The 25,473-nt window shown below is 38.2% G+C and carries 27 protein-coding genes; 11 read left to right on the top strand and 16 right to left on the bottom strand.

Annotated elements, in window-relative coordinates; genetic code table 11:
• Nucleotides 1-22 precede the first annotated feature (22 nt).
• The 11 genes from M0M83_RS19980 to cpxR form a co-directional block, all read right to left on the bottom strand.
• Complete coding sequence (locus M0M83_RS19980; protein ID WP_248467255.1) at nucleotides 23-721, bottom strand: cytidylyltransferase domain-containing protein; 699 nt, start codon at nucleotides 719-721, stop codon at nucleotides 23-25.
• Nucleotides 721-1,776, bottom strand: a complete 1,056-nt coding sequence (locus tag M0M83_RS19975; protein WP_248467253.1) for a nucleotidyltransferase family protein — start codon at nucleotides 1,774-1,776, stop codon at nucleotides 721-723. Before M0M83_RS19975 ends, M0M83_RS19980 begins: the two co-directional genes overlap by 1 nt.
• A 1-nt stretch (nucleotide 1,777) precedes the next feature.
• On the bottom strand, nucleotides 1,778-2,470 hold the full coding sequence (locus M0M83_RS19970) for an HAD family hydrolase (RefSeq protein ID WP_248467252.1): 693 nt from the start codon (nucleotides 2,468-2,470) through the stop codon (nucleotides 1,778-1,780).
• Nucleotides 2,463-3,404 carry an ATP-grasp domain-containing protein gene (locus tag M0M83_RS19965; protein WP_248467251.1) on the bottom strand — a complete coding sequence of 314 codons (942 nt, stop codon included), beginning with the start codon at nucleotides 3,402-3,404 and terminating at the stop codon, nucleotides 2,463-2,465. Before M0M83_RS19965 ends, M0M83_RS19970 begins: the two co-directional genes overlap by 8 nt.
• Nucleotides 3,405-3,406: 2 nt before the next feature.
• Nucleotides 3,407-4,432: an N-acetylneuraminate synthase gene (neuB, locus tag M0M83_RS19960; RefSeq protein ID WP_248467249.1), complete on the bottom strand. Its 1,026-nt coding sequence runs from the start codon at nucleotides 4,430-4,432 to the stop codon at nucleotides 3,407-3,409.
• Nucleotides 4,422-5,576, bottom strand: a complete 1,155-nt coding sequence (gene neuC, locus M0M83_RS19955) for a UDP-N-acetylglucosamine 2-epimerase (protein ID WP_248467248.1) — start codon at nucleotides 5,574-5,576, stop codon at nucleotides 4,422-4,424. The genes neuB and neuC overlap by 11 nt, the downstream gene beginning before the upstream one ends.
• Nucleotides 5,573-6,724, bottom strand: a complete 1,152-nt coding sequence (locus M0M83_RS19950; RefSeq protein WP_248467246.1) for a LegC family aminotransferase — start codon at nucleotides 6,722-6,724, stop codon at nucleotides 5,573-5,575. Before M0M83_RS19950 ends, neuC begins: the two co-directional genes overlap by 4 nt.
• A gap of 9 nt (nucleotides 6,725-6,733) precedes the next feature.
• Nucleotides 6,734-7,924 carry a UDP-N-acetylglucosamine 4,6-dehydratase gene (locus tag M0M83_RS19945; RefSeq protein ID WP_248467245.1) on the bottom strand — a complete coding sequence of 397 codons (1,191 nt, stop codon included), beginning with the start codon at nucleotides 7,922-7,924 and terminating at the stop codon, nucleotides 6,734-6,736.
• A 648-nt stretch (nucleotides 7,925-8,572) separates the two neighbouring features.
• Nucleotides 8,573-10,009: a capsule assembly Wzi family protein gene (locus M0M83_RS19940; RefSeq protein ID WP_248467244.1), complete on the bottom strand. Its 1,437-nt coding sequence runs from the start codon at nucleotides 10,007-10,009 to the stop codon at nucleotides 8,573-8,575.
• A 479-nt stretch (nucleotides 10,010-10,488) separates the two neighbouring features.
• On the bottom strand, nucleotides 10,489-11,859 hold the full coding sequence (gene cpxA, locus M0M83_RS19935) for an envelope stress sensor histidine kinase CpxA (RefSeq protein ID WP_125893565.1): 1,371 nt from the start codon (nucleotides 11,857-11,859) through the stop codon (nucleotides 10,489-10,491).
• Nucleotides 11,856-12,554, bottom strand: coding sequence for an envelope stress response regulator transcription factor CpxR (gene cpxR, locus M0M83_RS19930; protein WP_004265224.1), 699 nt, complete (start codon nucleotides 12,552-12,554; stop codon nucleotides 11,856-11,858). The genes cpxA and cpxR overlap by 4 nt, the downstream gene beginning before the upstream one ends.
• A gap of 150 nt (nucleotides 12,555-12,704) precedes the next feature.
• Here cpxR and M0M83_RS19925 point away from each other — a divergent pair, with 150 nt between their 5' ends.
• From M0M83_RS19925 to M0M83_RS19890, 8 genes are all read left to right on the top strand, one after another.
• On the top strand, nucleotides 12,705-12,947 hold the full coding sequence (locus M0M83_RS19925; protein ID WP_248467243.1) for a hypothetical protein: 243 nt from the start codon (nucleotides 12,705-12,707) through the stop codon (nucleotides 12,945-12,947).
• Nucleotides 12,940-13,263, top strand: coding sequence for a Spy/CpxP family protein refolding chaperone (locus tag M0M83_RS19920; protein ID WP_248467242.1), 324 nt, complete (start codon nucleotides 12,940-12,942; stop codon nucleotides 13,261-13,263). Before M0M83_RS19925 ends, M0M83_RS19920 begins: the two co-directional genes overlap by 8 nt.
• A gap of 257 nt (nucleotides 13,264-13,520) precedes the next feature.
• Complete coding sequence (locus tag M0M83_RS19915; protein WP_125893514.1) at nucleotides 13,521-13,823, top strand: type II toxin-antitoxin system RelE/ParE family toxin; 303 nt, start codon at nucleotides 13,521-13,523, stop codon at nucleotides 13,821-13,823.
• Nucleotides 13,820-14,104 carry an addiction module antidote protein gene (locus tag M0M83_RS19910; RefSeq protein ID WP_248467241.1) on the top strand — a complete coding sequence of 95 codons (285 nt, stop codon included), beginning with the start codon at nucleotides 13,820-13,822 and terminating at the stop codon, nucleotides 14,102-14,104. The genes M0M83_RS19915 and M0M83_RS19910 overlap by 4 nt, the downstream gene beginning before the upstream one ends.
• Before the next feature lie 83 nt (nucleotides 14,105-14,187).
• Nucleotides 14,188-14,769, top strand: a complete 582-nt coding sequence (locus M0M83_RS19905; protein ID WP_248467240.1) for a HutD/Ves family protein — start codon at nucleotides 14,188-14,190, stop codon at nucleotides 14,767-14,769.
• Between the two features lie 212 nt (nucleotides 14,770-14,981).
• A complete protein-coding gene (locus M0M83_RS19900) occupies nucleotides 14,982-15,734 on the top strand; it encodes a M48 family metallopeptidase (protein ID WP_125893510.1) in 753 nt (250 codons plus the stop codon).
• Nucleotides 15,735-16,625: 891 nt separating this feature from the next.
• On the top strand, nucleotides 16,626-17,603 hold the full coding sequence (gene pfkA / locus M0M83_RS19895; protein ID WP_125893508.1) for a 6-phosphofructokinase: 978 nt from the start codon (nucleotides 16,626-16,628) through the stop codon (nucleotides 17,601-17,603).
• 380 nt (nucleotides 17,604-17,983) lie between these two features.
• Nucleotides 17,984-18,997, top strand: coding sequence for a sulfate ABC transporter substrate-binding protein (locus tag M0M83_RS19890; RefSeq protein ID WP_248467239.1), 1,014 nt, complete (start codon nucleotides 17,984-17,986; stop codon nucleotides 18,995-18,997).
• On the opposite strand, the gene M0M83_RS19885 is transcribed toward M0M83_RS19890, so the two are convergent.
• The 4 genes from M0M83_RS19885 to M0M83_RS19870 all read right to left on the bottom strand — a co-directional run bounded on the left by M0M83_RS19885 (nucleotide 18,994) and on the right by M0M83_RS19870 (nucleotide 22,522).
• A complete protein-coding gene (locus M0M83_RS19885; RefSeq protein ID WP_248467237.1) occupies nucleotides 18,994-19,440 on the bottom strand; it encodes a hypothetical protein in 447 nt (148 codons plus the stop codon). The genes M0M83_RS19890 and M0M83_RS19885 overlap by 4 nt on opposite strands.
• A 118-nt stretch (nucleotides 19,441-19,558) precedes the next feature.
• The gene (locus M0M83_RS19880; RefSeq protein WP_125893504.1) at nucleotides 19,559-20,503 is read right to left on the bottom strand and encodes an OmpG family monomeric porin; all 945 of its coding nucleotides are present in this window, start codon (nucleotides 20,501-20,503) and stop codon (nucleotides 19,559-19,561) included.
• A 440-nt stretch (nucleotides 20,504-20,943) separates the two neighbouring features.
• Nucleotides 20,944-21,714, bottom strand: a complete 771-nt coding sequence (gene tpiA, locus M0M83_RS19875) for a triose-phosphate isomerase (RefSeq protein ID WP_125893502.1) — start codon at nucleotides 21,712-21,714, stop codon at nucleotides 20,944-20,946.
• A gap of 178 nt (nucleotides 21,715-21,892) precedes the next feature.
• Entirely contained in the window at nucleotides 21,893-22,522 is a 630-nt protein-coding gene (locus tag M0M83_RS19870) for a DUF1454 family protein (RefSeq protein WP_185746934.1), read from the bottom strand.
• Between the two features lie 35 nt (nucleotides 22,523-22,557).
• Here M0M83_RS19870 and M0M83_RS19865 point away from each other — a divergent pair, with 35 nt between their 5' ends.
• Nucleotides 22,558-22,977, top strand: coding sequence for a DUF805 domain-containing protein (locus M0M83_RS19865; RefSeq protein ID WP_125893500.1), 420 nt, complete (start codon nucleotides 22,558-22,560; stop codon nucleotides 22,975-22,977).
• Nucleotides 22,978-23,035: 58 nt separating this feature from the next.
• Here the strand turns inward: M0M83_RS19865 and fpr are convergent, their stop codons facing one another.
• Nucleotides 23,036-23,782, bottom strand: coding sequence for a ferredoxin--NADP(+) reductase (fpr, locus tag M0M83_RS19860; RefSeq protein ID WP_248467235.1), 747 nt, complete (start codon nucleotides 23,780-23,782; stop codon nucleotides 23,036-23,038).
• 183 nt (nucleotides 23,783-23,965) lie between these two features.
• On the opposite strand from fpr, the gene M0M83_RS21875 reads away from it, so the two are divergent.
• A complete protein-coding gene (locus tag M0M83_RS21875) occupies nucleotides 23,966-24,100 on the top strand; it encodes a hypothetical protein (RefSeq protein WP_272680170.1) in 135 nt (44 codons plus the stop codon).
• A gap of 158 nt (nucleotides 24,101-24,258) precedes the next feature.
• Nucleotides 24,259-25,443 (top strand): multidrug efflux MFS transporter EmrD, encoded by a 1,185-nt coding sequence (gene emrD / locus M0M83_RS19855; protein ID WP_125893496.1) that lies wholly within the window; start codon nucleotides 24,259-24,261, stop codon nucleotides 25,441-25,443.
• Nucleotides 25,444-25,473: the final 30 nt, after the last annotated feature.

Raw genomic sequence — 25,473 nt, 5'->3', positions numbered from 1 at the left:
CATTATCTACTTGGTTTTTAAATTATATTTCTGGGTTGTTAGCTAGGAAATTTGTAATTTGGAAATCAAGATTAGTATCAATGTCATAGGAAAACCTATTTCCCATTATATATCCATAGCTATTTTCTTTGTAGCTTAATCTCTTTTCACTTATTATTTCATTTGTTTTATAAATATAAATGGCTCCATTTAGTCTATAGTATTGCGATAGATCTTGAGAGCGCTTATGTTCTGATTCAGCATTCAAAAAATTTTTTAATGAAAGAGTTTCAGGTAGCGTATTTGCCCATAAAGGTGAGTGCTCGCATGGGGTAACGGATACTACCGAAAAAGCTTTTTTTTCTTCAAAGAATTCTAATGCTTCATCAATATGGGTATGGTTTCGTAAAGGAGATGTGGGTTGCAGTATAACAACGATATCTTCATTGTCACCAAATTTATCTAGTATATAAAATACAACATCTTGTGTTGTTGCTGTATCTGTTGATAGATTTTCTGGTCTTAATTCGGGGACATCGGCCCCAGCTTTTTGTGCAACTTCTTGTATCTCTATATCATCAGTACTAACAATTACTTTATCTATATATTTACTAGCTAGAGCAGCTTCTATCGTCCAGTTTATTAGCGGTTTACCAACTAATGGTAGGATATTTTTTCTAGGGAGCCTCTTACTACCGCCTCTTGCCGGAATAATAGCTATTATTTTTTTATTATTAATCATTATAATATTCCCAGAGAGTAAATATCTTTTTGTGCTCTATTAAAATCGTCCATACGGCCTATGTCTAGCCAATATTCATGAATGGGGAACATGAGAACATTTTTATCTATAGCAATATGTTGTTCAAGCAAAGTAGGCATATCAATACGATGATTTTGTGGGACTGATTTAATTATATTTTGTGAAATAACATAAATTCCAGTATTTATAAAGAAACGTTGAATAGGTTTCTCGACCATACTAGTTATTTTATTACCCTCACTGTTGATAACGCCATAGGGTATTTGATAATCATATTCTCTAACACACATTGTTGCATCGGCGTTATTGCTAATATGAAAGTCTAATAATTTTTGTAAGTCTATTTTTGTTAAGACATCGCCATTCATTACAATAATAGGGAGATCATCAGGAATATCTTTGGGTAGTAAGCCTAAAGCTCCACCAGTGCCGAGTGGGTTTTCTTCATGCACATAAGTAACATTAATTTTTTTATTTTCACCATTACCGAAATAATTTTTTATTTGCTCTGGCATGTAATGTGTTGAAATATAAAAGTTATTAAAACCAGCCTTAACAAAGTTATCTATTATTATTTCTAATATTGGTTTTGTGCCAACTGTTAACATAGGTTTAGGACAATTATCTGTTAAAGGTCTTAAACGAGTACCAAATCCCCCAGCCATTATAAAAACAGGATTTTGATATTTATTTTTTTTATTTATATGGTGTAATGACTCAAGACCCACTACTTTACCATCTTTTAATAACGGAATAGATAATATTCCATTTGATTCCATTATTTCTTTCAGCTCATTATTATGGGCTTTGATATCTGCAGTTATAGGGGTTGTATTCATGATTGTAGAAACTGAATCAGTCAAGCAGATATTTCTAAGTAAGCCTCTTCGGATATCACCATCAGTAACAACACCAATCAAATTATTATTATCATCTATTACCATAGCTATCTGTAAGCCTGTTTCATTTAATATAGAAAGAGTATTACGTATAGTAGATTGAGGACTTACAATAATTTTTTCCCAATTATTCATTTTATTTCTCTTTAAATACTTTAGGTAAGTTCTGAATTAGTTCAGAGTAAGAATAATAAGTATAATCTGCAGAAGTACCTTTTTTATTTTGATAAATTAAATTGTTGTTTTCTTCTATATTCATTAAGTGAATTGAATGCATACCTATTGATTTTGGATAAATAAAGTCTTTTGCCTGATTATCACCAATATAGACGCTTTTTTCTGGAGGGATATCAAAGTAATTTAAGACAGTGTCGTATGGTAAAGACATCGGTTTAGATACCTTCTTACCTAGCTCAGAACTACAGACAATATAATCAAAATAAGGTTCTATCCCTAGAGCTTTAATTTTTTTTCTTTGTATTTCTTTATTTCCATCTGTAATAATAGACAGAGAATATTTTTCTCTCAATAAATCTATATTTTTTATAAAACCGTGATATGGTTTTAGTGTAGGAATATGACCTCTATATGTCTTTACTAATGAATTAAATATATAGTCTTCAGATAGATTTAAATTAAAACATTCTGATACTTTTTCGAAAAGCCCAGTATATATACGTTTTGAAAATAAACTTTTAATCATGGCGTAACTGTCTACACCATAATCCTGTTTTAATTGTTCAGATGCAGCTTTATAGCAAGCTAAATTATATGTGTATTCTGGATATATTGTGTCATCTAGATCAAATATAAGTAATTCTTTATTCATTTTCATCTATAAATACAGACATATCATATCTTAACATTTTTATATTTTCTTTAATATTTGATACTGAATTTGCATCATCTAAAATATAAGAAATACTATTCAATCCAGCCTCAATAGATAAGATTGAACCACCACCAAAACGTGGGTTTACCTCTATAAAGTATGCCTTATTATCTTCATCTGATACTATAGCTTGTAAAGTAATTGGCCCATAAAATTTACTATTGTTAAGTAATTTTTTAGACTCCTGGATGAGTAGATGGTGTTTTACCGTTTTACTAACAGTTACTTCGCCTCCTCTCACCTTTACTCTTTCTCTAGGAGATATATATATTTCATTATTTTTTGTGACAAAACAGTCTATAGTATATTCTTTACCAGAAATATACTGTTGATATATAGGGTTATATAAACCGTATTCTTGCTGATATGTTTCTAACTCTTCTTTATTTTGAATTAATTTTGCCCCAAATGAGCCACTACCCTTAGCTGGTTTTGCAAATAAAGGAAATATATCAGATGTAACCAAAACTTGTGGAGTATTTATCTTAGCATCCCGAAAAAGCTGTTCAGTTAAATTTTTATCTGATGATGCCCTAATGATGTCTTGGTGAGATAACATCAGGTCTAATTTTTTATTTTTATTAAAGATGTGTCTATTTTCAGAGAAAAACTCCAAGTCTGGATCTATGGTACATATCACAGTATCAACATTGTGAGTCCGTATTATATCATTAAATAATTCAACAAGTTTTTCGTCTCTCTGTTTAGGCAACTGATAAATTTTATCGCAAAAATATAATGCGGGTGCATCGTTATTGAGATCCGTTCCAATAATATTTAATTGGATATCATTATTTTTAGCATATTCTTTAAAACGACTGACTAATTCAACTCTACGTCCAACATTAGGGAAAAGGAGCGTTCTTTGCATTTTCATAGCTCTATTAACTCATCCTCTACATAATCTTTTTTTGCAACTGTATTGATAACACTATCCCAAAGCATTGGGCTAAGCCCTGTAGCAGGTCTTTTCGTTGTTATATTTTCCTCTGTTAAACGTTCACCTTTTGCAATAGGCTTATTTGCAACAATAGAGCGTCGAGCGATCACTATATTTTTTTTCTCACTTTCAGATGGTATTTTTTCTCCATTGCCTGATATCGCTTTTTCAATATTACGTATTGATTGAACCATTAATTTTAGTTCATTTGGTTCGATGCTCGCAATATGGTCAGGTCCTGGTAGGCTTCTATCTAAAGTGAAATGTTTTTCAATACAAGTAGCACCTAAAGCAACGGCAGCAATAGGAACTTCAATTCCTTTTGTATGGTCGGAATACCCAATTTTGACATTTAAGCTTTTCTGGATAGTTTCCATAGCTAATAGATTTACATCTTCCATTGGAGTTGGGTATTCAGTGTTACAGTGTAAAACAGTTAGGTTTTCATTTTTAATTCCACCATCAAGTAACACTTGGGTAGCTATTTTTACTTCCTCTAGATTAGCCATTCCTGTAGATAAGATAATTTTCATATCTTTTTCACAGTGCATTCTTAGGTAAGGTAAATTGTTCACTTCACCAGAGGGGATTTTATATGTATCAACACCAAGTCTTTTTAAGACTTCTAGAGATGGTTTATCAAAAGCGGTAGCTAAAAATGTAATTCCAAGTTCATCACAATATTTTTTTAAGAATTCGTAGTCGTCTAACTTCAAATGCAATTTTTTACACATTTCTAGTTGTGTTTCAGTAGTACCGGTATTCACCTCTTGGTATTCTGCTTTTCCTGCCCATTTTGTCATTACCAATTCAGGTAATGCAATTTGAAATTTCACTGCATCGGCACCACTTTCTTTTGCGACATCAATCATTTCTTTGGCTAGATTAATATCAGCATTATGATTAACACCTGCTTCCGCAATAATATATACGTGATTTATTTTTTTATTAAATGTCATAGAATTTTTTCTTAATAAGATTGGGCGGTGATATTTTTTTTAAAATACTAACTATCTTTTCAGAGGTATTTCCATCACCGTAGGGGTTAACTGTATTTTTTATTTGAGACTGTATATTGGGTTCTAATACATATTTTAATAATGCCGTTATTTCTTGTTCGTTATATGAACAATTGAATACTGAGTTTGCTCTAATTCTTCCTTCTTGTCGGTTTCCAACGTCAATAGTTGGAATCCCATAAGAAGGGACTTCGGTAATGCCACTTGAGGAGTTACCTATAACAGCATTAACATACTGTAAGAGTGAATGATAATACCGCATCCCTAATGATTCTTTTACGCAAACATACTCAGGGAGGTATCTTTGTAGACTTTGTATATGTTTTATTATTTCATCGCTACCCGCATCATGATTTGGATACGTAATAATTATACCTGTATCTTTTAATTTTTTTAATGCGGTGAAAAAAATAGTATTTAATTCAGTCTGTGAACTATAAGTCGTTTCCGGATGCAGGGTTACTAATATATTTTGAGAGTGATTTGATAAGTTAAATCCAAGAAAATTTTCTAATTCTTCTTTAGAAGCTTTATTTATTTTTTTAAAGTTATCAATACATAAATTACCTACATTGAATACTTTACTCGGTTCTTCACCCAATTGTATTACACGTTTTTTATAGGTTTCTGTTGTTGTGAAGTGAATGCTTGATAATTTAGTTATACTATGTCGAATTGAATCATCCAATGCTCCACTAGTAATATCACCACCAGAAATGTGAGCTATTGGCTTTTTGAGTAAAAAGGCTGAAAATGCAGTTGATAGCATTTCGTATCGATCACCAAGTATAATAACTAGATCTGGATCTAGTTTATCAAGTGTCAGTGACATTTTATGTAAGGTATCGCTAGCTGTTATTGAAATACCTAAATCACTTGTATCAGCGATATCTGTTTCTACAGTAATTATATTATTGATACCTGAATGGTAAATTTCGTCTACTGTATAGCCACGCTTATGATCTAAATGACTTCCTGTAGCAATAACCGTCACATCAAACTCAATATCATCCTCTAACTCTTTTATGAGAGGAAATAAGAGTCCAAAATCTGCTCGAGTGCTAGTGATGATTGCAACTTTCATATTATATCCAGCGGTGTGCTTGGTAAATTAATTAGATGCGTTTCAATAAACTCAGATTGGCTAAGGTCTCCACATAGAGGAGCATCTTTGAACATTGGTAGACGGTGCATCAGTTTCCAAATAGGGCGAGTCATTACACCGGCTTCATTTGTCTGTTTCAACAGCTCATCTCGTGATTTTGCATCGGAACAGATGACGGCATTTAGCCAATAATTAGATTTCGCATAAGATGGCTCAACAACAAATTGATAATCGCTACCAGCGAAGAAATTTTGGTATTGATTTGCGAGTCTGCGTTTTTGCTCTAAAAATAAGGGTAAATGTTCCATTTGGGCACAGCCTAACGCGGCATTTAAATTGGGTAAACGGTAATTAAATCCTGGCTCGTCATGAAAAAATTCATATGGATGAGGAATTTTTGCTGTTGTTGTGACATGTTTTGTATGTTTTCCAGCTTCTTCTGTGGCGCAAAGAACCATCCCGCCACCGCCAGTTGTAATGATTTTATTACCATTAAAGCTTAATGCAGAGAATTCACCGATAGTGCCAGTGTGCTTACCTTTATAAAAAGACCCTAAACTTTCCGCTGCATCTTCAACTAAAGCAAGCTGCCATTTTTGACATACGGAAAGTAATTCGTCTAATTCTGCGGGGTGACCAAATGTATGCATTGGGACGACGGCTTTAATTGCTTGCTTTGTTTGTTTATGAAAGCAGCCGTTCTCAGTGAGTTCTGCATGTTCTTCGAGGTATTGTTCTACGGCTTTAGGGCATAAACTTAAACTGATAGGGGAAATATCAACAAAAATAGGCTGAGCTCCCATATGGTGGAGTGCATTACAAGTTGCAACAAAAGTTAAGGCTTGGGTGATAACTAAGTCGTTGGTGCGAACACCTGCCATATAAAGCGCGGTATGTAATGCTGCCGTTCCATTTACTGTAGCAACGGCTCGAGTGCTACCAGTGAAGGCTTCCATTTTTCGCTCAAATTCGTCAACAAATTTCCCAACGCTAGAAACAAAAGTACTGTCGATAGTCTCTACAACATAATTTTTTTCATTGCCTGTAAATGTCGGGGCATGTAGAGGAATGAACTCATTTGTTTTATATGTATCGCGAATGAATTCTATCAGTGTTTGTGGTGTCATTAGTTGGCCTTACATTTTGCTATCGAGATATTTACCGGTTTCTTGGTGGCCGAAATCGGGGATCATTTTAAAAAATAGCGCAACAATTTGTTCTTTATTCCACGCTTTTTGCGCTTTCATTTGTGCGATTTCAGTTTCAAATAACGATAATAGCTCTGGCTGGTAATTCGCTTTATTTTTAATGATGCCGAGATTTTCAAAACGCGCCATGTCGAGTGTTTCTTTATCTGTAAAAAACTCTTCAAAATCTTTTTCGCCTGTAGTGTCACTCGCTGTGAAGAGGCAAGGCCATTTACCTTTAGCTGGCAATACTTTCGCTAACTCACGGGCCTCGTCTTCATCTTTACATAAATGCGGTTCATAACCGCGCTGTTTAAGGTATTTAACAGCAATATCAGCAAAGGTTATAAGGTGAAGAGCTTCACTGAGTTTTGGGAAGAAGATATCTCTATTTTCTCCAAAAATACAAGACATTAAACATAATTCCCCCGATTCTTGAGGTGTCACGAAGTAGCGCTTGATATCATTAGGCGCAACGATAGGCTGACGTTTCTTCAGTCTTTGGTCAAACCCATGGAGGAGAGAGCCGTCAGAAAAGGCGACATTTGCAAAGCGGGCTGTTGATATTTCTATTTCTTCGCTGCGACGCATTAAGAACATTTCCATAATACGCTTTGATGCTCCCATCATATTGACTGGGTTAGCGGCCTTATCAGTAGATACACAAAAATATTTTTTAACACCGGAATTAATTGATTGTTGAATTGTTTTATCAGTATTAAAAATATTGACGTCAATCATGCGCATTAGGGTAAATGGATCTTTCTCACTGCGAACATGTTTTAGTGCTGATAAATTTAAAACATAGTCATACTGCCCATCAGCTTTAATAAACGCATCATATTCGATGGAGCTAATATCTAAAGCAAAAGTTTGGAAATCCCCATTGATATAACCAAATGAGCTGCGGATATCTCTCACTAATTCAACCATGTTGTTTTCACTAATATCAACAACATGAAGTTTTTTAGGGTTACGTTTAAATATCTCTTTCGTTACTGCCTGACCAATTGAACCAGCCCCACCTAGAACTAAAAAACGTGATTGACTAACTATTTTAATAAGTTCGTTTTCATAAGCCTTAATGTCTTGACTAAATAAAGCATTAGAACGACCGATAAGAGGGAGTATTTGATTCATAATTCAGAGACCAATTTAATTAAATTTGAACTATGGATTATTCAATCTATTATTAATAATTAATAAACACCCATAGCTACCGCACTGGGTTGTCGGGTCCCAGAGCACCATTGAATTTGTAAATGCACACTTATTAATTGAAAACATTGCATTTTTTGCTAATCTGTTCAATTGATAAGCATGGCTTATTGTTTTTTGCCGCCCAAAGAGTATGCCTCGTGACGAATCGGGTCAAGCAAAAGCGCTTAATAATACCATTAAAGCTAGTTACTGTCTATCACGGCAATAGTCTTAGAGAATAGTCTTAATAGGAGTGGCAGTAAAATAAGTTATTTTAAATTATCAGGTTATAATCCTATTCTTACGCTTTGTACGTGATTAAATATTTTAGTTAAGTTATCCCTTGTATATCATTATCTTTAGTATGGATTTTATGAAAGTAAGATGCCTATGTATCTATTTTTACCCTGATTTAGCGTAAAGATATATTAATAAAACATTCGATTGATTATATTAATTAATTTGAGTATTGATTGGAATTATATAAATAATATATTTTTAACTAAAATAATAATGCAGAGGGGATAAAAAAATGGATTATGCTAAGGACATAACCCATTTTGATTAAATATACTTAATGTGTGCCAATTACCACTTAAATGGCACGTTTACCGTAACGGCGGCGCCTAAATCATTGCGTGTTTCGTAATCAGTTTTAGATACCCAAACCTTCGCGTCAGTGCTGACGTCATTGTCAAAGTTATGCCACCAACCGAAATCAACACCTTTGATGGTTTCTGATTTAGGGAATAACTTGTTGCCATCAAAGTTGGATTTATTCACTTTCGCGTACATCAAACGAGAGCTGACGCGGTTGTCATCATCGAGAGTGTATTCCACTTTAGTGGTGAGCATGCGCCCGTCGCCGCCCATCGCGTGGCCTAACGGTGCACCTTGTTGGTAATAACCCTCAGTATAGATAAAGTGGCGATACATTACGCCGTCTTTGTCCCACTCAGTATGGGTATTCGCGCCTTCAATATACCAATTGAGTGGTTGGCCCCATAAGGTGTGGTAGCCTTCGATACCGCCCATGAAGGCGTTTTTCGATGGGAAGAGGTTAGCTTCATCTTCACCGACCATTTGGCCGTAGAAACTGACGGGTATGTCAATTAATGGATAAAGTTTTAGTTTAAAGTCTAACCCCGCCAACTGGTTACCTGGGTCTTTATTTTTATCACCGGTGTTATCCCTTCCACCCATCGCATCCCAGAAAGAATCCCAGTTGTTCGGGCGGCCATCGCCTCCCCACATGACCACGCGTGAACCACCGAGTTCGAAGAAATCAGTTGGGTTCATAGTCATGCGTAGACCAATCAGTTTAGTATTTTTGGGGTCATACTGTTTGAATTGTGCAGCCGTTAACTGATATTGCCATGAACCAATCCAAGAAAGCCATGGGGTTTCAAAAGGGCTTTGGTCAGCACGTTGAATGAGAAAACCGGTCATAGGACGGGCGGCGTCGGTACGAATTAAGCTACCATCGTGGCCAGGACCCCACCATTGTGGGATCTCACCAAAAGTCACCCATTGGTTCCAAATTTTTACACCACCATATGAGCCGTTGAGGTTGTAGTCAGAACCATTTTCAACGCGTAAAGCACGTTCGCCATTAGCGGTGAGGTTTAAGTCTACATCGTCAGTGCTGTAGTTACCTGAAACGGTATAGCGAATGTCACTATATTCACTTTGGGCAAAGCCTTGTGGCATGGAGTTATGGCTAGATGCAAAGTGAGTTTCGAGTTGAACGCTGTTTTTCTTGCGGTCGAGGTTCTTTTTGATGCGCTGAATAATGGCTTCTTGTTCGCTACTCGTAATATTTGCATTATTTAAGGAGCGGGTGATCTCTTCTTGGGACAGCGGCCAAGTGGATAAGCTAATTTGGATAACGTTGCGCTCAGAAAGCCAAGCAAGGTCACTGCGTAAGTTGTTATCTGGTAAAACTAATCCCCCTGCAATGCTTTGTGCACTTATCGCACCGAGGACAGCGAGCATGGCTAGCTTAGTGAGCTTGAAATTTTTCATTGATAAATCCATTTGAAGTTGAGTTCGCCTAATATTGAACAGGTAAATAAACCTATAAATAAAAACCTATAAATAGAATTAAAATATGATTATTAGCAGCCTATTATTATAAATATCAAAATAGCTATTAGGTTGGGCTTCTGTGCCTTCTATGAAACTAGAAATCATCACACTTTAACTAGGTAAAACAGAATATCAGATAAATATGTAAGGTATAGGACTTAGTAACATATTAAGATATAAAGTAATATATATTTTTTTGGTGTTATGTATTAATAATTCTTTTTTATCTTATTGGTTGTTTTTATTTTGAACGAAAAAAAAGCCATAAATGGAGTTATATATTGGTGTTTTGTTTAGGGGTTATGGCTTTTAGGGGGAGTATCAGAACATTCTAGGCGTTAGATTTATTTTGTGGATAAATATTAAAGGCCTTCTCTTTTAAAAGAAGGCCTTTGGCTGGCTAGATTTAGGTGTGGTTAACGTCCATGCTCTGGTAACCAGATTTGTAACCTTAAACCACCTAATGGGCTATCATCCGCTTTTACCCAACCTTTATGTTGCGTTATTGCGGTTTCAACAATTGCAAGGCCTAAACCAGTTCCACCGGTTTCTCGGTCTCTAGCTTCATCAGTTCGGTAGAATGGGCGGAAAATGTGCTCGCGGTCAGCAGGGCTAACACCCGGGCCATCATCATCGACAGTGATTAAAATGCCGTTATTTTCTTCTTTGAAATCAACAGCAATATGGGTATGTGAATAACGTAATGCGTTACGCACAATATTTTCAAATGCACTACCGACAGCGGAAGGGTTGCAATATAACGGCCAAGGTCCAGGGTGAGAAGTGACCTCGAGCGTTTTGTTCATTTGTTCGGCTTCAAAGCTAGCGTCATCTAAGATATCGCCCCAAAGTTCATCGGCTTTGATATTTTCACGCAAGATCTCGTTTTTGTGCTGGCTGCGAGATAGCACCAGCAAATCGTTAATCATGCTATCTAGGCGATGGGTCTCGGTTTCGATGCGTTCGAGCTCTTTACTTTCTCCATGGCGACGGCGCAATAAGGCTGTTGCCAGTTGCAAACGTGTCAATGGAGTCCGTAATTCATGAGAAATATCAGAGATTAAGCGTTGCTGAGCGCTAACCATACCATCAAGGGCACTGATCATCTGGTTAAAGCTATTCCCCGCAGATAAGAACTCTTGTGGGCCAGCTTCTAGCTCTGGGTGTGGCCGTAAGTTTCCTTTCGCGACATCGTCTGCCGCCATTTTTAACTTACGAGCAGGGCGGGCAAGGCTCCAAGATAACCATAATAATAATGGAGCGCTGATCAGCATTGTGGCGATCAGTAATAAGAAAGGCCTATCAAACAATAAGTTAATAAAGTCAGATTGTGGGCTGCTTGCTGGGCGAACTAAATATAGCTGGTAGTGGTCTTCCCCATCGCGAATGGAGAATGGCCCGAGGATTTCGGCTCGTCCATATTTTTTCTTTTTCGGGTGATCGGCGTTATCGGATTGCCCAATAAAGTTACGTATCACCTGCATTTCACTTGGCATCGCACCAATCACACGGCCTTCACTGGTGACGATAATCAACCGTTGGCCGGGAGGTGCCCATTTTTTGATGGCGTTAGAAATACGCCGCCACCAAAGAAGGTCATTGAGCGGAGCTTGTGCGAGTTCGGCTTCAATATGTTGTTCAAGCATCTCCCCTTGGCGTTGTTCACTCTCCATAAGGACGGTGATTTGCCGAGAGTCGAGCTTGGGCACCATCAGCACTAGCATTAATACTAGCGCGAGGGTAAACCAGAAGATCGCAAAGATCCTTGCGGTTAAGCTGTTGATCATGTGGCAGAAACCATTAAGTATCCGCGGCCACGTAGGGTTTTAAACCATGGTTGGCCATCAGTGCGCTCTGGCAGTTTGCGGCGTAAGTTTGAAATATGCATATCAATAGCACGGTCAAACGGTGTTAAACGCTTCCCAAGTACTTCTTGGCTAAGGTGTTCACGAGAAACCACTTGGCCTAGGTGCTGTGCGAGCAGATATAACAACGTAAATTCGGTACCTGTTAAGTCCAAAATTTCATCATCAAAGCTGGCTTCTTGGCGACCTGGGTTAAGTTGCAGTTTATCAACTTGTAAAACAGGGGTATTGCTATTGTCGCCTTGAGTTTGCTCGCTCCAGTTAGAACGACGCAATAAAGCACGAATACGGGCTACCAGCTCACGGTCATTGAACGGTTTAGGGAGATAGTCGTCTGCACCTAATTCTAGGCCCAGAACTTTATCTAACTCACTACCGCGAGCCGTTAACATGATAACAGGGGTCTGATGGATTTGGCGCAGTTCTTTTAATGTCTCAATACCATTTTTTTTCGGCATCATGACATCAAGTAGTAACAGGTCAATGGATGAGTCAATTTGCTGTAATGCCTGTTCACCATCATAGGCGATGACAACATTGAAACCTTCCATTTCCAGCAGTTCTTTTAATAGCGACGTGAGTTCACGGTCGTCATCAACTAATAGGATTTTATGCATTTTTTAAGTCCTCCAACTGCCAAAATACGATAACAATCTGTACGATTCCATGACTTTACGTTCTTTTACATGCTCTGACGCTAGTTTGCAGCCACAGGTGTATATTTGTTCACATTGAATCACGAGCACAGTTCGGAGACAAGGTGTCAAATGCTGAGAACAACACATAGCAAAGTACATAATACAGTACATAAAACCGCAATGTTAGTTTTAGCTTCTACGTTTGTGTTCGGGCCAGCGGTTGCTTTTGCAGAAGAACCACAAAGTGCTGCAAATGAAAGTTCAACACCTTTGATGTTACAGATGCAGTCTGAGCCAACTACGCCGTCAGGTAATGCGGTTGTGCCCTTCCAACATCATGAGTTATTTAGCAGCCAGTACCTTTATGTTTAATGGTATCACGTTAAATGAAAAACAGCGCCAGCAATTACGTGATTTAATGGCAACACAGCGCCATTATCGTGTTGATAACACTGCTTTAGTTAAAGAACGTGAAGCGCTGCACAAATTAATTATAGCGGATAGCTTTGATGACAAAGCGGTTCGTGAAGAACTTGAAAATCGAATGCAAAAAGAACTGGAACAACGTGTTGAAATGGCTCGAATTCACCATGAATTGTACCAGTTGTTAACGCCAGAACAGAAAACTGAACTTGAACGCATTCACCAACACAAAATGGCGGAATTTCAAGCGATGCAGTTTCAGTAAATTTAGTTATTAGTACCTGTCGTAATGCAAGTTAGTTAGTTTCATATTTTGAGTTTCATATTTTGAGTTTCATAGTAAGTAGTGAAGTAGCAGTAAGTGAAGTTTTTCCTTGCCATAGACACCATCCCTGTCTTTTATAGCCCCTTTTAGGGGCTTTTTTTTGTTTCTAAACTAGTCCTTTATTCATGGCTGTTAACTATAGTTGACAACTAAACGAAGGTTGCTAAGATAAAAACATAAAGACAAGGAGCAGTCTTATGATCACGGTTCTAACAACGGAATGTTTTGATAGTTGGATCAAAAACCTTAGAGATATTCGAGCTAAAACTAAAATTCTAGTGAGAATTAGGCGGTTAAAAAATGGAAATTATGGTGATGTTCAACCCATTGGTGATGGCTTTTCGGAACTGAGGGTACATGAAGGACAAGGGTATCGTGTTTACCTAAAGCAGAAAAACAATGTTATTGTAATTTTACTTTGTGGTGGGACAAAGGCAACGCAACAGAAGGATATCCATAAAGCTAAACTCCTTTTTGGTGAAGTTGAGGGGGAACTATGAATACTAAATTAAAAGAATTTGATATCACTGAGTATTTAAACAGTGAAGAAGAAATACAGATGTATCTAAACGAAATTTTAGAGGAAGGTGACCCTAGTCTAGTTCTCGCTGCACTTGGTGATATTGCAAAGGCAAGAAATATGAGCCAATTAGCTAAAGAAGTTGGAATGAGTCGTGAAGGTTTATATAAGGCGCTATCAGGACAGGGAAATCCAACATTTATGACGATTATAAAAATCGTTAATTCTCTCGGATTAAAGCTACAGTTTAAGAGTATCTAAAAAAATAGCTTATCTATGATTAGGTTAGTCATTAGCTAAGCTCATTATAAAAACAATGTATCCACCAAAGTAGGGCTCTCTTTATGACTCAGATATTAACGACGCAAGATTATCGCAATATGCCTTGGAAAAATGGCCAAGGGTCGACACTTGAATTGGCACGCAGTCATGGTGAAGGTTTAGATGATTTTGATTGGCGAGTGTCGATTGCCGATGTTAAAACCGCGGGAGCATTTTCGTTTTTCCAAAATCGACAACGTATTATTGGCGTATTGGAAGGCGAGGGACTTATTTTGCATGTAGATAAGAAACCAGCGGTGACCTTAAAGCAAAAAGAATTTTTTGCTTTTAATGGGGAAAGCGACGTTTATGCGGAACTCGTTCAAGGTGCAATTCGGGATTTTAATGTCATCTATAACCCAGAAAAATATCAAGCTCGCCTACAATGGGTGAATACCGCGTTCATTAATTCTTGGGTGAGTGGCGCAAGTGAGATACTAATTTTTAATATTACGCCTAATTTGGGTGTAACAATTAATGCCGATTCCTTTTATTTACAGCCCTTTGAGACTCTAATTATCAAAGAAAATAGTGAAGCTTTACAATTTATTGTGGAACAAAATACAGAAAATGATTTTTGCATTATTGAGTTATTTATTAAGTAGTTAAGTTTCCCTGTTTTTAAGGAATATTTATACGTCATTGGTATTGTGCTTTTTATTGGAATAATATTCTGTCTATTTTGCAATTTTAATAAAAACATTATCAAATTCATATATAGGATAATTATGGCTTTATTCCTATTGTTATTTTCCGCAGAATTCATAGTCTTTAACGTCATTAAAAATAAGACCTATATACTAAAGGAAAATGTTCTATGAAGATGAAAGCGCTTGTGGCAGTTGCTGTTTCTGCTGTCATTTTAACGGGTTGTAAAAATTTAGATCAAGGGATGTTGACTAACTCAGGTATGCAATTATTCCAAGCAGCTACACTCAGTGATGCAGACGTTAAGAAATTCAGTGATGAATCATGTAAAGAAATGGATGCGCAAAACAAAATCGCACCAGCGTCCAGCAAATATGCCAAACGTTTAGATAAAATCGCAAAAGCACTGGGTAACGAAGTTGATGGCACCCCAGTAAACTATAAAGTTTATATGACTAGCGATGTAAACGCATGGGCGATGGCAAATGGTTGTGTACGTGTATACAGCGGTTTGATGGATGTGATGAATGATAATGAAGTTGAAGGTGTATTAGGTCATGAAATGGGCCACGTTGCATTAGGCCATACACGTAAAGCAATGCAAGTTGCTTATGCAACGGTTGCTGCACGTACCGCTGCATCATCGGCGGGTGGCGTTGTCGAGCAACTGAGTGCATCACAAGTTGCTGCTCTGGGTGAAAAACTGATCAACTCACAGTTCTCTCAACACCAAGAAAGCGAAGCAGATAACTTCTCTTATGATTTACTGAAAAAACGCGGTGTTAAAACTGAAGGTTTAGTTACTGGTTTTGAAAAATTAGCGAAAATGGGTAGCAGTGAAACAAGTATGTTTGATTCTCACCCACCATCAAGCGAGCGCGCACAAAACATCCGTGATCGTATTGCCGCTGACAAAAAATAATATTTAATTATTGATGTTAGTTAGATGTCGTTCTGGTGTAGTAATGTGATGATATATTGCTACACCAATTACTTATTTCCTGCTGTTTATCTCAATATTACTTTTCTTATATTACAAATCAGAACTTACCCTGTTGTGCCCCTGTAAGCGACTCTCTATCTTGTTTAATTAAATGACATTCGATTTTTTTTGTAATTTTGCAACTTTTCGATTGATAAAACGTTAGCAATAAAAAAGATAGAAAAAGTGCATAAAATTTCTCTTTTAACGAAGGGAATGGGCATGCTGTTATCGGTAACTTGCTATTTATTAACGGATGTTTGCACGCGCAGGGGTACCAACCGTCAATGAACTCGCGTATTTATTGCGCCAATCCTAGCCATCTTGATGGATTGGTTATTTGGTCTGGGTTACCACCTTTAATGCGCCATTTTGTTCACCCTGTTGCGGCTAAGGATTATTGAATTGAGACACTATTTCGGCGTTACTTTGTTAATCAGTTTTTTTGTTCGTTAATCAAAAGAGCACCAAATGGGGATTTCCTTTTGTTTTATAGGTACAGCATCGAAGGAATTTAAGTGTTATCATCAGTACTTAATTTTTATTCCAAACTAAGATTTAACTAGGGTGATCCGCTTTAGTTGGTACTCTAGGGTTTTTTTTGTATTGAAAGATTTACCTATTGGGGTGATCGGCTAGAATTATGTAAACTGGATCACAATAAAACATAAAAGCTTGATGGAAAGCAGATGCATAATTCACTCTTTGCCGTATTATGCTGTCAGGTGAATCAATTCAGCATTAGTAAATCAGCATAATTAGCGTTTAGAAGATTAGCTGCGTAACGGTTTTATCGATTTGCAATTTTATATTCATTAATCAGAGGTCATCATGGTCAAGCAGATTAAAAGAATTGGGGTTTTAACGAGTGGTGGTGACGCGCCAGGCATGAATGCAGCAATCCGTGGCGTGGTTCGTGCAGCGCTAGGTGAAGGTTTAGAAGTCATGGGTATTTTTGATGGGTACCTTGGCCTATATGAAAACCGCATGAAGCAATTAGACCGGTATAGTGTGTCGGATATGATTAACCGTGGTGGTACCTTCTTAGGCTCAGCTCGTTTTCCGCAATTCCGTGATGAAAAAGTGCGTGCAGTTGCATTCGATAATCTGAAGAAAAATCATATTGATGCATTAGTGGTTATCGGCGGTGATGGTTCTTATTTGGGGGCTAAATCGCTGACGGAAGCTGGGTTCCCATGTATTGGTTTACCGGGAACGATTGATAATGACGTTGCTGGTACGGACTACACTATCGGCTATTTCACCGCGCTCGAAACCGTTGTTGAGGCAATTGACCGCCTCCGTGATACCTCGACTTCTCATAAACGTATTTCTATTGTTGAAGTGATGGGCCGTTATTGCGGCGATTTAACGCTATCTGCTGCGATCGCTGGGGGTTGTGAGTTCTTAGTGTTACCTGAACAAGAAATGGCTTTTGACCGTGAAGAACTGTTATCTGAAATCAAACGTGGTATTGAAAAAGGTAAACGTCATGCGATTGTCGCTATTACCGAGCACGTTTGTGACGTTGGTGAATTAGCGAAATATATTGAGCAGGAAACCCATCACGAAACACGTGCAACAGTTCTGGGTCACATCCAACGCGGTGGTTCTCCGGTTGCTTATGACCGCATTTTGGCATCACGCATGGGGGCTTATTCCATCCAACTTCTACTGGAAGGTTACGGTGGGCGCTGCGTTGGTATTCAAAACGAGAAGTTAGTTCATCATGATATTATTGATGCGGTTATGAATATGAAGCGTGTCTTTAAGAAGGATTGGTTTGATACGGCGAAGAAGCTGTACTAAAATCTTCGTCATATTTCAAGCTGTAGGAGGGTTGGCTACGCACACTAACCCTAGTCACATACTTATGTATGCCCCTAGGGATTAGCTTTGCTTGCCGCCTACCTACAACTTGAGATGGATATTTGTCATATTTCAAGCTGCAGGGGGTCGGCTAAGCTCACTAACCCTAGTGACATACTTATATATGATCCCCGAGCTATCCTCGTTTGCCGCCTAGTCACAACTTAAACCTCCCCCTTTCCTGTTCATATATTCCCCATAAGCATAAGTTTTTCTTTTTAATTATTCCCCATAAGCATAAGTTTTTCTTTTTAATTATTTCCCGTAACTGGTGCTATCTGTCAGCCTCTCCTTATCATAAATTTAATGAGGAAAGTCCGATGGTGCGTTCATGGCAGGTAACAAAATCACAATTCACCACAGCATTATTATTGCTATTAGCGACAGGAACATGGGCGAAAAACATTCAATTACTGAATGTGTCTTATGACCCGACTCGTGAGTTTTATCAGCAATATAATCAGGAATTTAGTGATTATTGGAAAAAGAAAACGGGGGATACAGTCACTGTTCGTCAGTCTCATGGGGGGTCTGGTAAGCAAGCTATATCAGTCGTGAATGGGTTAGAAGCCGATGTTGTGACGTTAGCTTTAGCCTATGATGTTGATGCCATTGCACAAAGTGGCCGTATAGATAACAACTGGATAGAAAAACTTCCTGACAACTCAGCGCCTTATACATCGACTATCGTTTTTCTCGTTCGTAAAGATAACCCGAAAAATATTAAAGACTGGGATGACTTAGTCCGCAAAGACATCTCTGTGGTGACACCGAATCCTAAGACCTCAGGCGGAGCACGTTGGAATTATTTAGCGGCATGGGGATATGCGTTAGATAAAAACCAGCAAGACCCTGAAAAAGCAAAGCAATTTGTTAAACAACTTTATCAAAATGTGGAAGTACTCGATTCAGGGGCTCGTGGTGCGACCAATAGTTTTGTTGAACGCGGCATAGGTGATGTATTAATTGCTTGGGAAAATGAAGCGTTGTTAGCTATCAATGAGTTAGGGGAAAGCGGGCAGTTTGAAATAGTAACGCCAAGTATTTCGATTCTTGCTGAGCCAACTGTCGCTGTTGTTGATAAAACTGTCGATAAACGCGACCGCAGGGCTGTTGCCGAAGCTTACTTAGAGCACCTTTATTCTGTAGAGGGTCAGGAAATTGCAGCGAGAAACTATTATCGTCCACGAAACCAAGAGGTCGCCAATAAATACCAACAACAATTTCCTAAGCTTAAATTGCTGACGGTAGACGATAGTTTCGGTGGTTGGCAATCAGCGCAGGCAACGCATTTTGCGAATGGGGGGGTGTTCGACGAAATCATTCGACGCTAATACTCTTCATATTTCGTACTGTAGCGTTGTTGGCGACGCTCGCTAACCCTAGTCACATACTGGTGTATGCTCCTAGGGATTAGCTGCTCTTGCCGCCTAGCTACAGCACGAACTATTTTGAGTATTACCCCCTTGCCATATTTTGTACTGTAGCGTTGTTGGCGACGCTCGCTAACCCTAGTCACATACTGGTGTATGCTCCTAGGGATTAGCTGCTCTTGCCGCCTAGCTACAGCACGAACTATTTTGAGTATTACCCCCTTGCCATATTTTGTACTGTAGCGTTGTTGGCGACGCTCGCTAACCCTAGTCACATACTGGTGTATGCTCCTAGGGATTAGCTGCTCTTGCCGCCTAGCTACAGCACGAACTATTTTGAGTATTATCCCCTTGCCATATTTTGTACTGTAGCGTTGTTGGCGACGCTCGATAACCCTAGTCACATACTGGTGTATGCTCCTAGGGATTAGCTGCTCTTGCCGCCTAGCTACAGCACGAACTATTTTGAGTATTGTATTTTCAGGTATTTCCCTGTGAACTAAGTTAGTTGCAAACTAAAAATTACCACTGATATTTTACGCCGATTTTACCGAGATATAGGGTTTGCTTATTATCATACCCTGACGTGATCCCATTCTTTTTAGGCGATTTCCATGTTGAAGGCTCATAGGCGAGTTCACTCCATAAAGTGAGAGATGGCGTAGCTTTGTATTCCACGCGGGAGCCAATGCGGAAGCCATTTTTAATTTCCTGAGTTAAATAATTATTTTTGTCATAGGTATTTTCTTGTAAGAAATAGCGTACATACGGTGTAATTTTCCAGTTGGGTTTAATGGTAATGGGTAAGTAAGCGCGAACTTGTGATTGTAAAAAGCGGGTGCTGAAATGTTTATCCCATTGATTATCAATATAAACAGTGAGTTTTGCTTTTAATGCATCTGAATATTTATAAGTCACGCCATATTCAGTTTCTGCTTCATGGCTGCTGTCATTGAAATAATTACTGTAATAAAAATAAGAGAGCCAAAAGTTAAAAGACCAATTATCGTTGAAGCGGTATTCACCGGCTGGGGTTAAACCATATAAACGATTCGAAGAACGTGCTTTGCTGTTAGGCTCCACATCGTTTGACTCTTTTCTGTAACGAAAACCAAGCTCTAAGTCTGATTTTGGGGTGTTGATAATTTGCTTGATAGCATCAATTTGCGTGCGGTTACGAATGTAAGAATCTCGTGAAGTTGAGAAATTGCGGCCATGATTCCTTAAGGATTCACGATGATCTAGGGTAAAGCGCCAGTCAGATTTAGGGTTGTATAGCTTTAATTGCCCAACCGTGCTGATTTTATCGTAGACTCTATTTTTAAATGAATCACGTTGACCTTGGTATTCTTCTATTTCCAAATAAATATTAGTATTCACTCGCCAAGAGTCATCGTTTAATTCAGAAAAACAAATTGTAGGGAATATAATTATGATGCTATAGATTAAACCAACTATATATTTCATATTTATCCTTCAAGGTAAAAGTTATTAATGTTAATTATCTAGCTGAGCGATTAGCGAGATTAAATGTGAATTAACTTTTATAGGTTGTCTACCGTTATTATTTAATAGAGGATGAATGGTATAGATAAGATGAAGTTAAAAATAAGATTAATGCATTGTTATATATGGTGTTTTTATTTTATTTCAAATGGGTGAATATTTTTATTAATAGTTTTTTTCTGTATTCTTAATCATTCGTTTATTAATTTATTTTGAACTTAATTAATTTTTATTTGTTTTTTTAAAAATTAGATTCTAATTATATTGTTTGGTGGTAATTGTTTTCTGTTAATTTTTGATGGGAATAAGGTTATTGATATAAAATTTTCATAAATAATAAAGGTAATAAAAACAAAAAAACCGCCAATATTGGCGGTTAATCTCAAGGTATTAAAGTAACCTTATTTTGCTTTTTTTGCTTCAGCAGCCGCTTTAACAATCACAGCAAAAGCGTCAGCTTTCAGAGAAGCTCCACCCACTAAAGCACCATCGATATCTGGTTGAGTGAATAGCTCAGCTGCATTGCTAGCATTAACAGAGCCACCATATTGGATGATCACTTGTTCAGCAATGGCTGCATCTTTTTTCGCAATATGAGTACGAATAAATTTATGGATTGCTTGTGCTTGTGCAGGTGTTGCTGATTTACCTGTACCGATAGCCCAGATTGGCTCATAGGCGATAACGGCACCTTCGAAAGCTTCTGCACCTAAAGAATTTAATACGGCATCAATTTGGCGAGCACAGACTTCTTCGGTTTTACCAGCTTCATTTTCAGCTTCAGTTTCACCAATACACAGTACTGGGATCAGGCCTTGTTCTTTTAATACTGCAAATTTCTTAGCGACAAATTCATCACTTTCGTTGTGATAGGTACGACGCTCTGAGTGGCCGATAATGATGTATTTGGCGCCAACATCTTTTAACATTTCAGCAGAGGTTTCACCTGTAAATGCACCTGATAGGTTAACGTCAACGTTTTGTGCACCTAATGCAATACGGCTGCCTGCTAACGCATGTTTAGCTTGGGTCAAATAAAGTGCTGGTGGTGCAATAGCCACACCACAGCCATCAACGCTGCTGAGTTCATTACGCAAGCCAGCGATGAGGTCATTGACCATCTGTGTGCTGCCATTTAGTTTCCAGTTACCCATTACCAATGGATGTCGCATGTTGTTTCCTCCAACCAGAGAGTTTGAATGATTAATCAATAAGTTATTCATCACACGTTGATATTATACGCGCAACGTGACAATGTTGTCGCCATTCACCTTCTGCATTATAAGAACAATGGATAATAATAGCTTTGCTTTTTATCATGCTTGTTCTTAGAGCGTGATCACAGTCAGTTTAGGGTGTTTGTTGTTCTAGCTTAATCGGTTCAACAGCAAAAGTAAGCACATTATTGTCACTTTTTACTAAAATATATCTCAACGCACCTAATCGAGTTTCTTCCGCGTGAGTTGTACTATTATTGGCAATAAATTTATTTAAGGCTTCCGTAAGCTCAGGGGCTTTATCCAGCGAAACGTCAGGGGAAAATATACGGACCATTGCCATGGTATAACTTTCCATTAATTGCCGGTTTTTTTGGTTTTCTTGTGGGTTATCAGACGGTAGCAATGTGATCTGTAAACTTTTAATTTTTTCACTACCACGCTCTAGCACTGCTGAGGAGTATATCTGTTGGTTAATACGAGAAGCTGCGCGAATATAGGGCGCGGAGATATCCTGACTTGTAATAACTTTATATTCATGGAGATATAAATCTTTATAGGCATGATTGAATTGATTGCGCAGCTCAGGAATAGTCAGTGCAAAAGAGGGAGCGTCAGGGGCTAAATAAGCGACTTTGAAATCGGTATCTGGCAAAGTGGGGACTTTCTGAGCAAAAGCCAGTTGTGGCGCACTAAGCACAAAAATGGTTATGATGGCGTATACAGAGCGAAATAAAGTTTGGGTCATTTTTGAGCCACTCATTTTTAGTTTTCCACATTGTATCAGGATTATAGGTAATGACATTACAACAATGGGCTTTTTCCTTTAAAGGCCGTATCGGTCGCCGGCCATTTTGGGTAGGTATTGCGGTCATTTTTATTTTAATGACCATAGTCGCCCTGTTACAAAATACACTGCTATTCTCTGAAACACTTACTATCTCGTTATTTATTTTACTACTTTACCCTTTGGCGGCTATCTTTGTGAAGCGTTTGCACGACCGTGGAAAATCGGGGGGATGGTTTGCATTAATTTTATTGGCATTTGCGCTTTTTTCAATTGATGTCAGCCAGTTTGAACCTGTATGGCAATGGGGGATCGGGCGTTTCTTACCATTATTAATTACTATGATAATGGTACTCGATTGCGGGGCTTTTGTGGGAATGGAGGGTGTTAATCACTATGGTGAAGAAACAGAAACGGTAGATTATTTATAGCGTTAATACCATATAGCATAAATGCTACCCTGAAGATGCCTCAGGGTAGTGTATGACATTACCAATATTGTTCACTAGAGATATGGCCGGGCTTGCGGCGTAAATGTTTAACCATCCCATGGCTATTTTTCAGTGTATCACGAGTGTCTCTGACCATTTCAGGGTTGCCACACAACATGACGTGACAGGTGTCAGGCGAAAGCGTTAGGCCAACAGTATTTTCGAGTTCATGACCCTCAATTAAAGCTGGAACCCGGCCATATAATGAACCCGCACATTGTTCCCGACTTACTACGGTGACAATCTTCAGTTTCCCCTGGTATTGTTGTTCCAACTTTTTCATTAAGGGTAAATAACTTAAATCTTTCTCATAACGAACAGCGTGAAGTAAAACAATTTTTTCGAAGCGCTCAAGGTCTTTACCCTCCTGTAAGATGGACAAAAAAGGCCCAATTGCGGTACCTGTAGATAACATCCATAAATTTTTACATTCGGGTATTTCGTCTAGCACGAAGAAACCCGTGGCTTCATCCGTGATCTGCAATGTATCATTCGGTTTTAATTGCGCGAGTTTTGGGCTAAGTTTACCTCCGGGGACGATGACAAAATAAAATTCAAGTCGGTTATCACTGGGGGCGTTGACATAAGAGTATGCTCGCTGAACACGTACTCCCTCGATCTCTAGCCCAAGTTTGGCATATTGCCCTGCGATAAAAGGTTTAATCGGGGCCTTGATGACAAGGCTGAATAATGAATCAGTCCAAAATTTGGTATCAATCACTGTTCCTGTTACCCAATTTGCCATAAATCCCACCTCTTCATATTTGAAAATCGACTATCTTAAAAATAACTCATTTTTGATATAAATGAGCCAAAGTCTAGTGCACTAGGATTTAATACTAAAACAGTTCATTATTTATGCTTATCGATAATGTGTTCCAGTGTTTTATTCTTAATATTGGTCTGTTTTAAAGTTCAATGTACAGTTATGTTGACAATGCTGGCGAATATTACTGCCATTGGTGAAAAATATAAAATGTCGCACTACTACGAAAAGTTGGTGGCTTTTGTTATCTTAGTCACACTCAAGCAAAGCGCATTATTTGCTATTTATTTAAAATGACACAAAGTCTATTTAAAATGGCATAAACGCGTAAAGCGGTATTTTTATATTGATAATTAAGCCTCTAAATAATTTTGCATTATTACAATGAAATAATGCAGCGTTATTTTGTGTCTGAAATAGGTGTATTTGAATTATTGGATGTATTTGAGAGAAAAATGAGAAAGCTGGAACATTTTAATTTGCTGTTAATGTTAATTGCATTGGCTGCGGTCGGCCAAATGACACAAACGATCTATGTCCCTGTCATTGCTGAAATTGCCGCTTATTTTAATGAGCCCTCTGGTGCTGTTCAACAAGTGATGGCGGCTTATTTATTTTCTTATGGTTTTTCGCAGTTAGTTTATGGGCCGCTATCTGACCGAATAGGTCGTCGACCTGTTATTTTAACCGGTTTAACTATTTTCTTATTTTCAACGACTATAGCAATTTTGGCGCCAACGCTAAATGTACTTACTATGGCTAGTGGGTTGCAAGGGCTAGGAACCGGTGTAGCAGGTGTGATGGCAAGAACCATGCCTCGTGACCTATATAAAGGTACCGCGTTGCGTTATGCAAATAGCTTATTAAATATGGGTATATTAGTAAGCCCATTATTGGCTCCAATGTTTGGCGGAATATTGGCCCATTTCTGGGGGTGGCATGCTTGTTATATTTTCCTTTTTGTCTTAGGTGCTTCTGTATTATTAAGTATGTATCGTTGGTTACCAGAAACACGCCCTGTTTCACCTGAAAAACATAAAATGATCGCATCATATCGGGAATTATTATCGAGTGGCTCATTTCTCTCTTACCTTGCTATGTTAGTGGGAGCGTTAGCTGGGATAGCGGTCTTTGAGGCCAGTAGTGGTGTATTGATGGGCGGTGTATTGGGGCTAAATAGCATCACCGTGAGTATTTTATTTATCTTGCCTATTCCTGCCGCTTTTTTTGGTGCTTGGTATGCGGGACGAGAGGGAAAAACGTTTTATAATTTGATGTGGCATTCAGTGCTTGTTTGTTTATTGGCTGGTTTTATGATGTGGGTGCCAGGTTGGTTTGGCGTTATGAATACCTGGACATTATTAGTACCCGCAGCGGTGTTTTTCTTTGGTGCAGGCATGTTATTTCCTTTAGCAACGACAGGGGCAATGGAGCCTTTCCCTTATTTGGCAGGCGCAGCGGGCGCACTCGTTGGTGGCTTGCAAAATGTCGGCTCAGGCGTTGCAACTTGGGTTTCTGCGTTGTTACCACAGAACGGACAGTTTAGCCTTGGGTTGTTGATGTTTTTAATGTCGGTACTCATTTTACTGTGCTGGTTACCACTCGCTAAACGAATGGCGCATTCAGAACGGACTGTCTAATGGGAAGAAGGTCAGGCTGTAAAAAGACAG

This window comes from Providencia rettgeri (assembly GCF_023205015.1).
Classification (GTDB): domain Bacteria; phylum Pseudomonadota; class Gammaproteobacteria; order Enterobacterales; family Enterobacteriaceae; genus Providencia; species Providencia rettgeri_E.
Note: the sequence above shows the minus strand (reverse complement) of the source record. Positions and strands in the feature narration are given on the sequence as shown.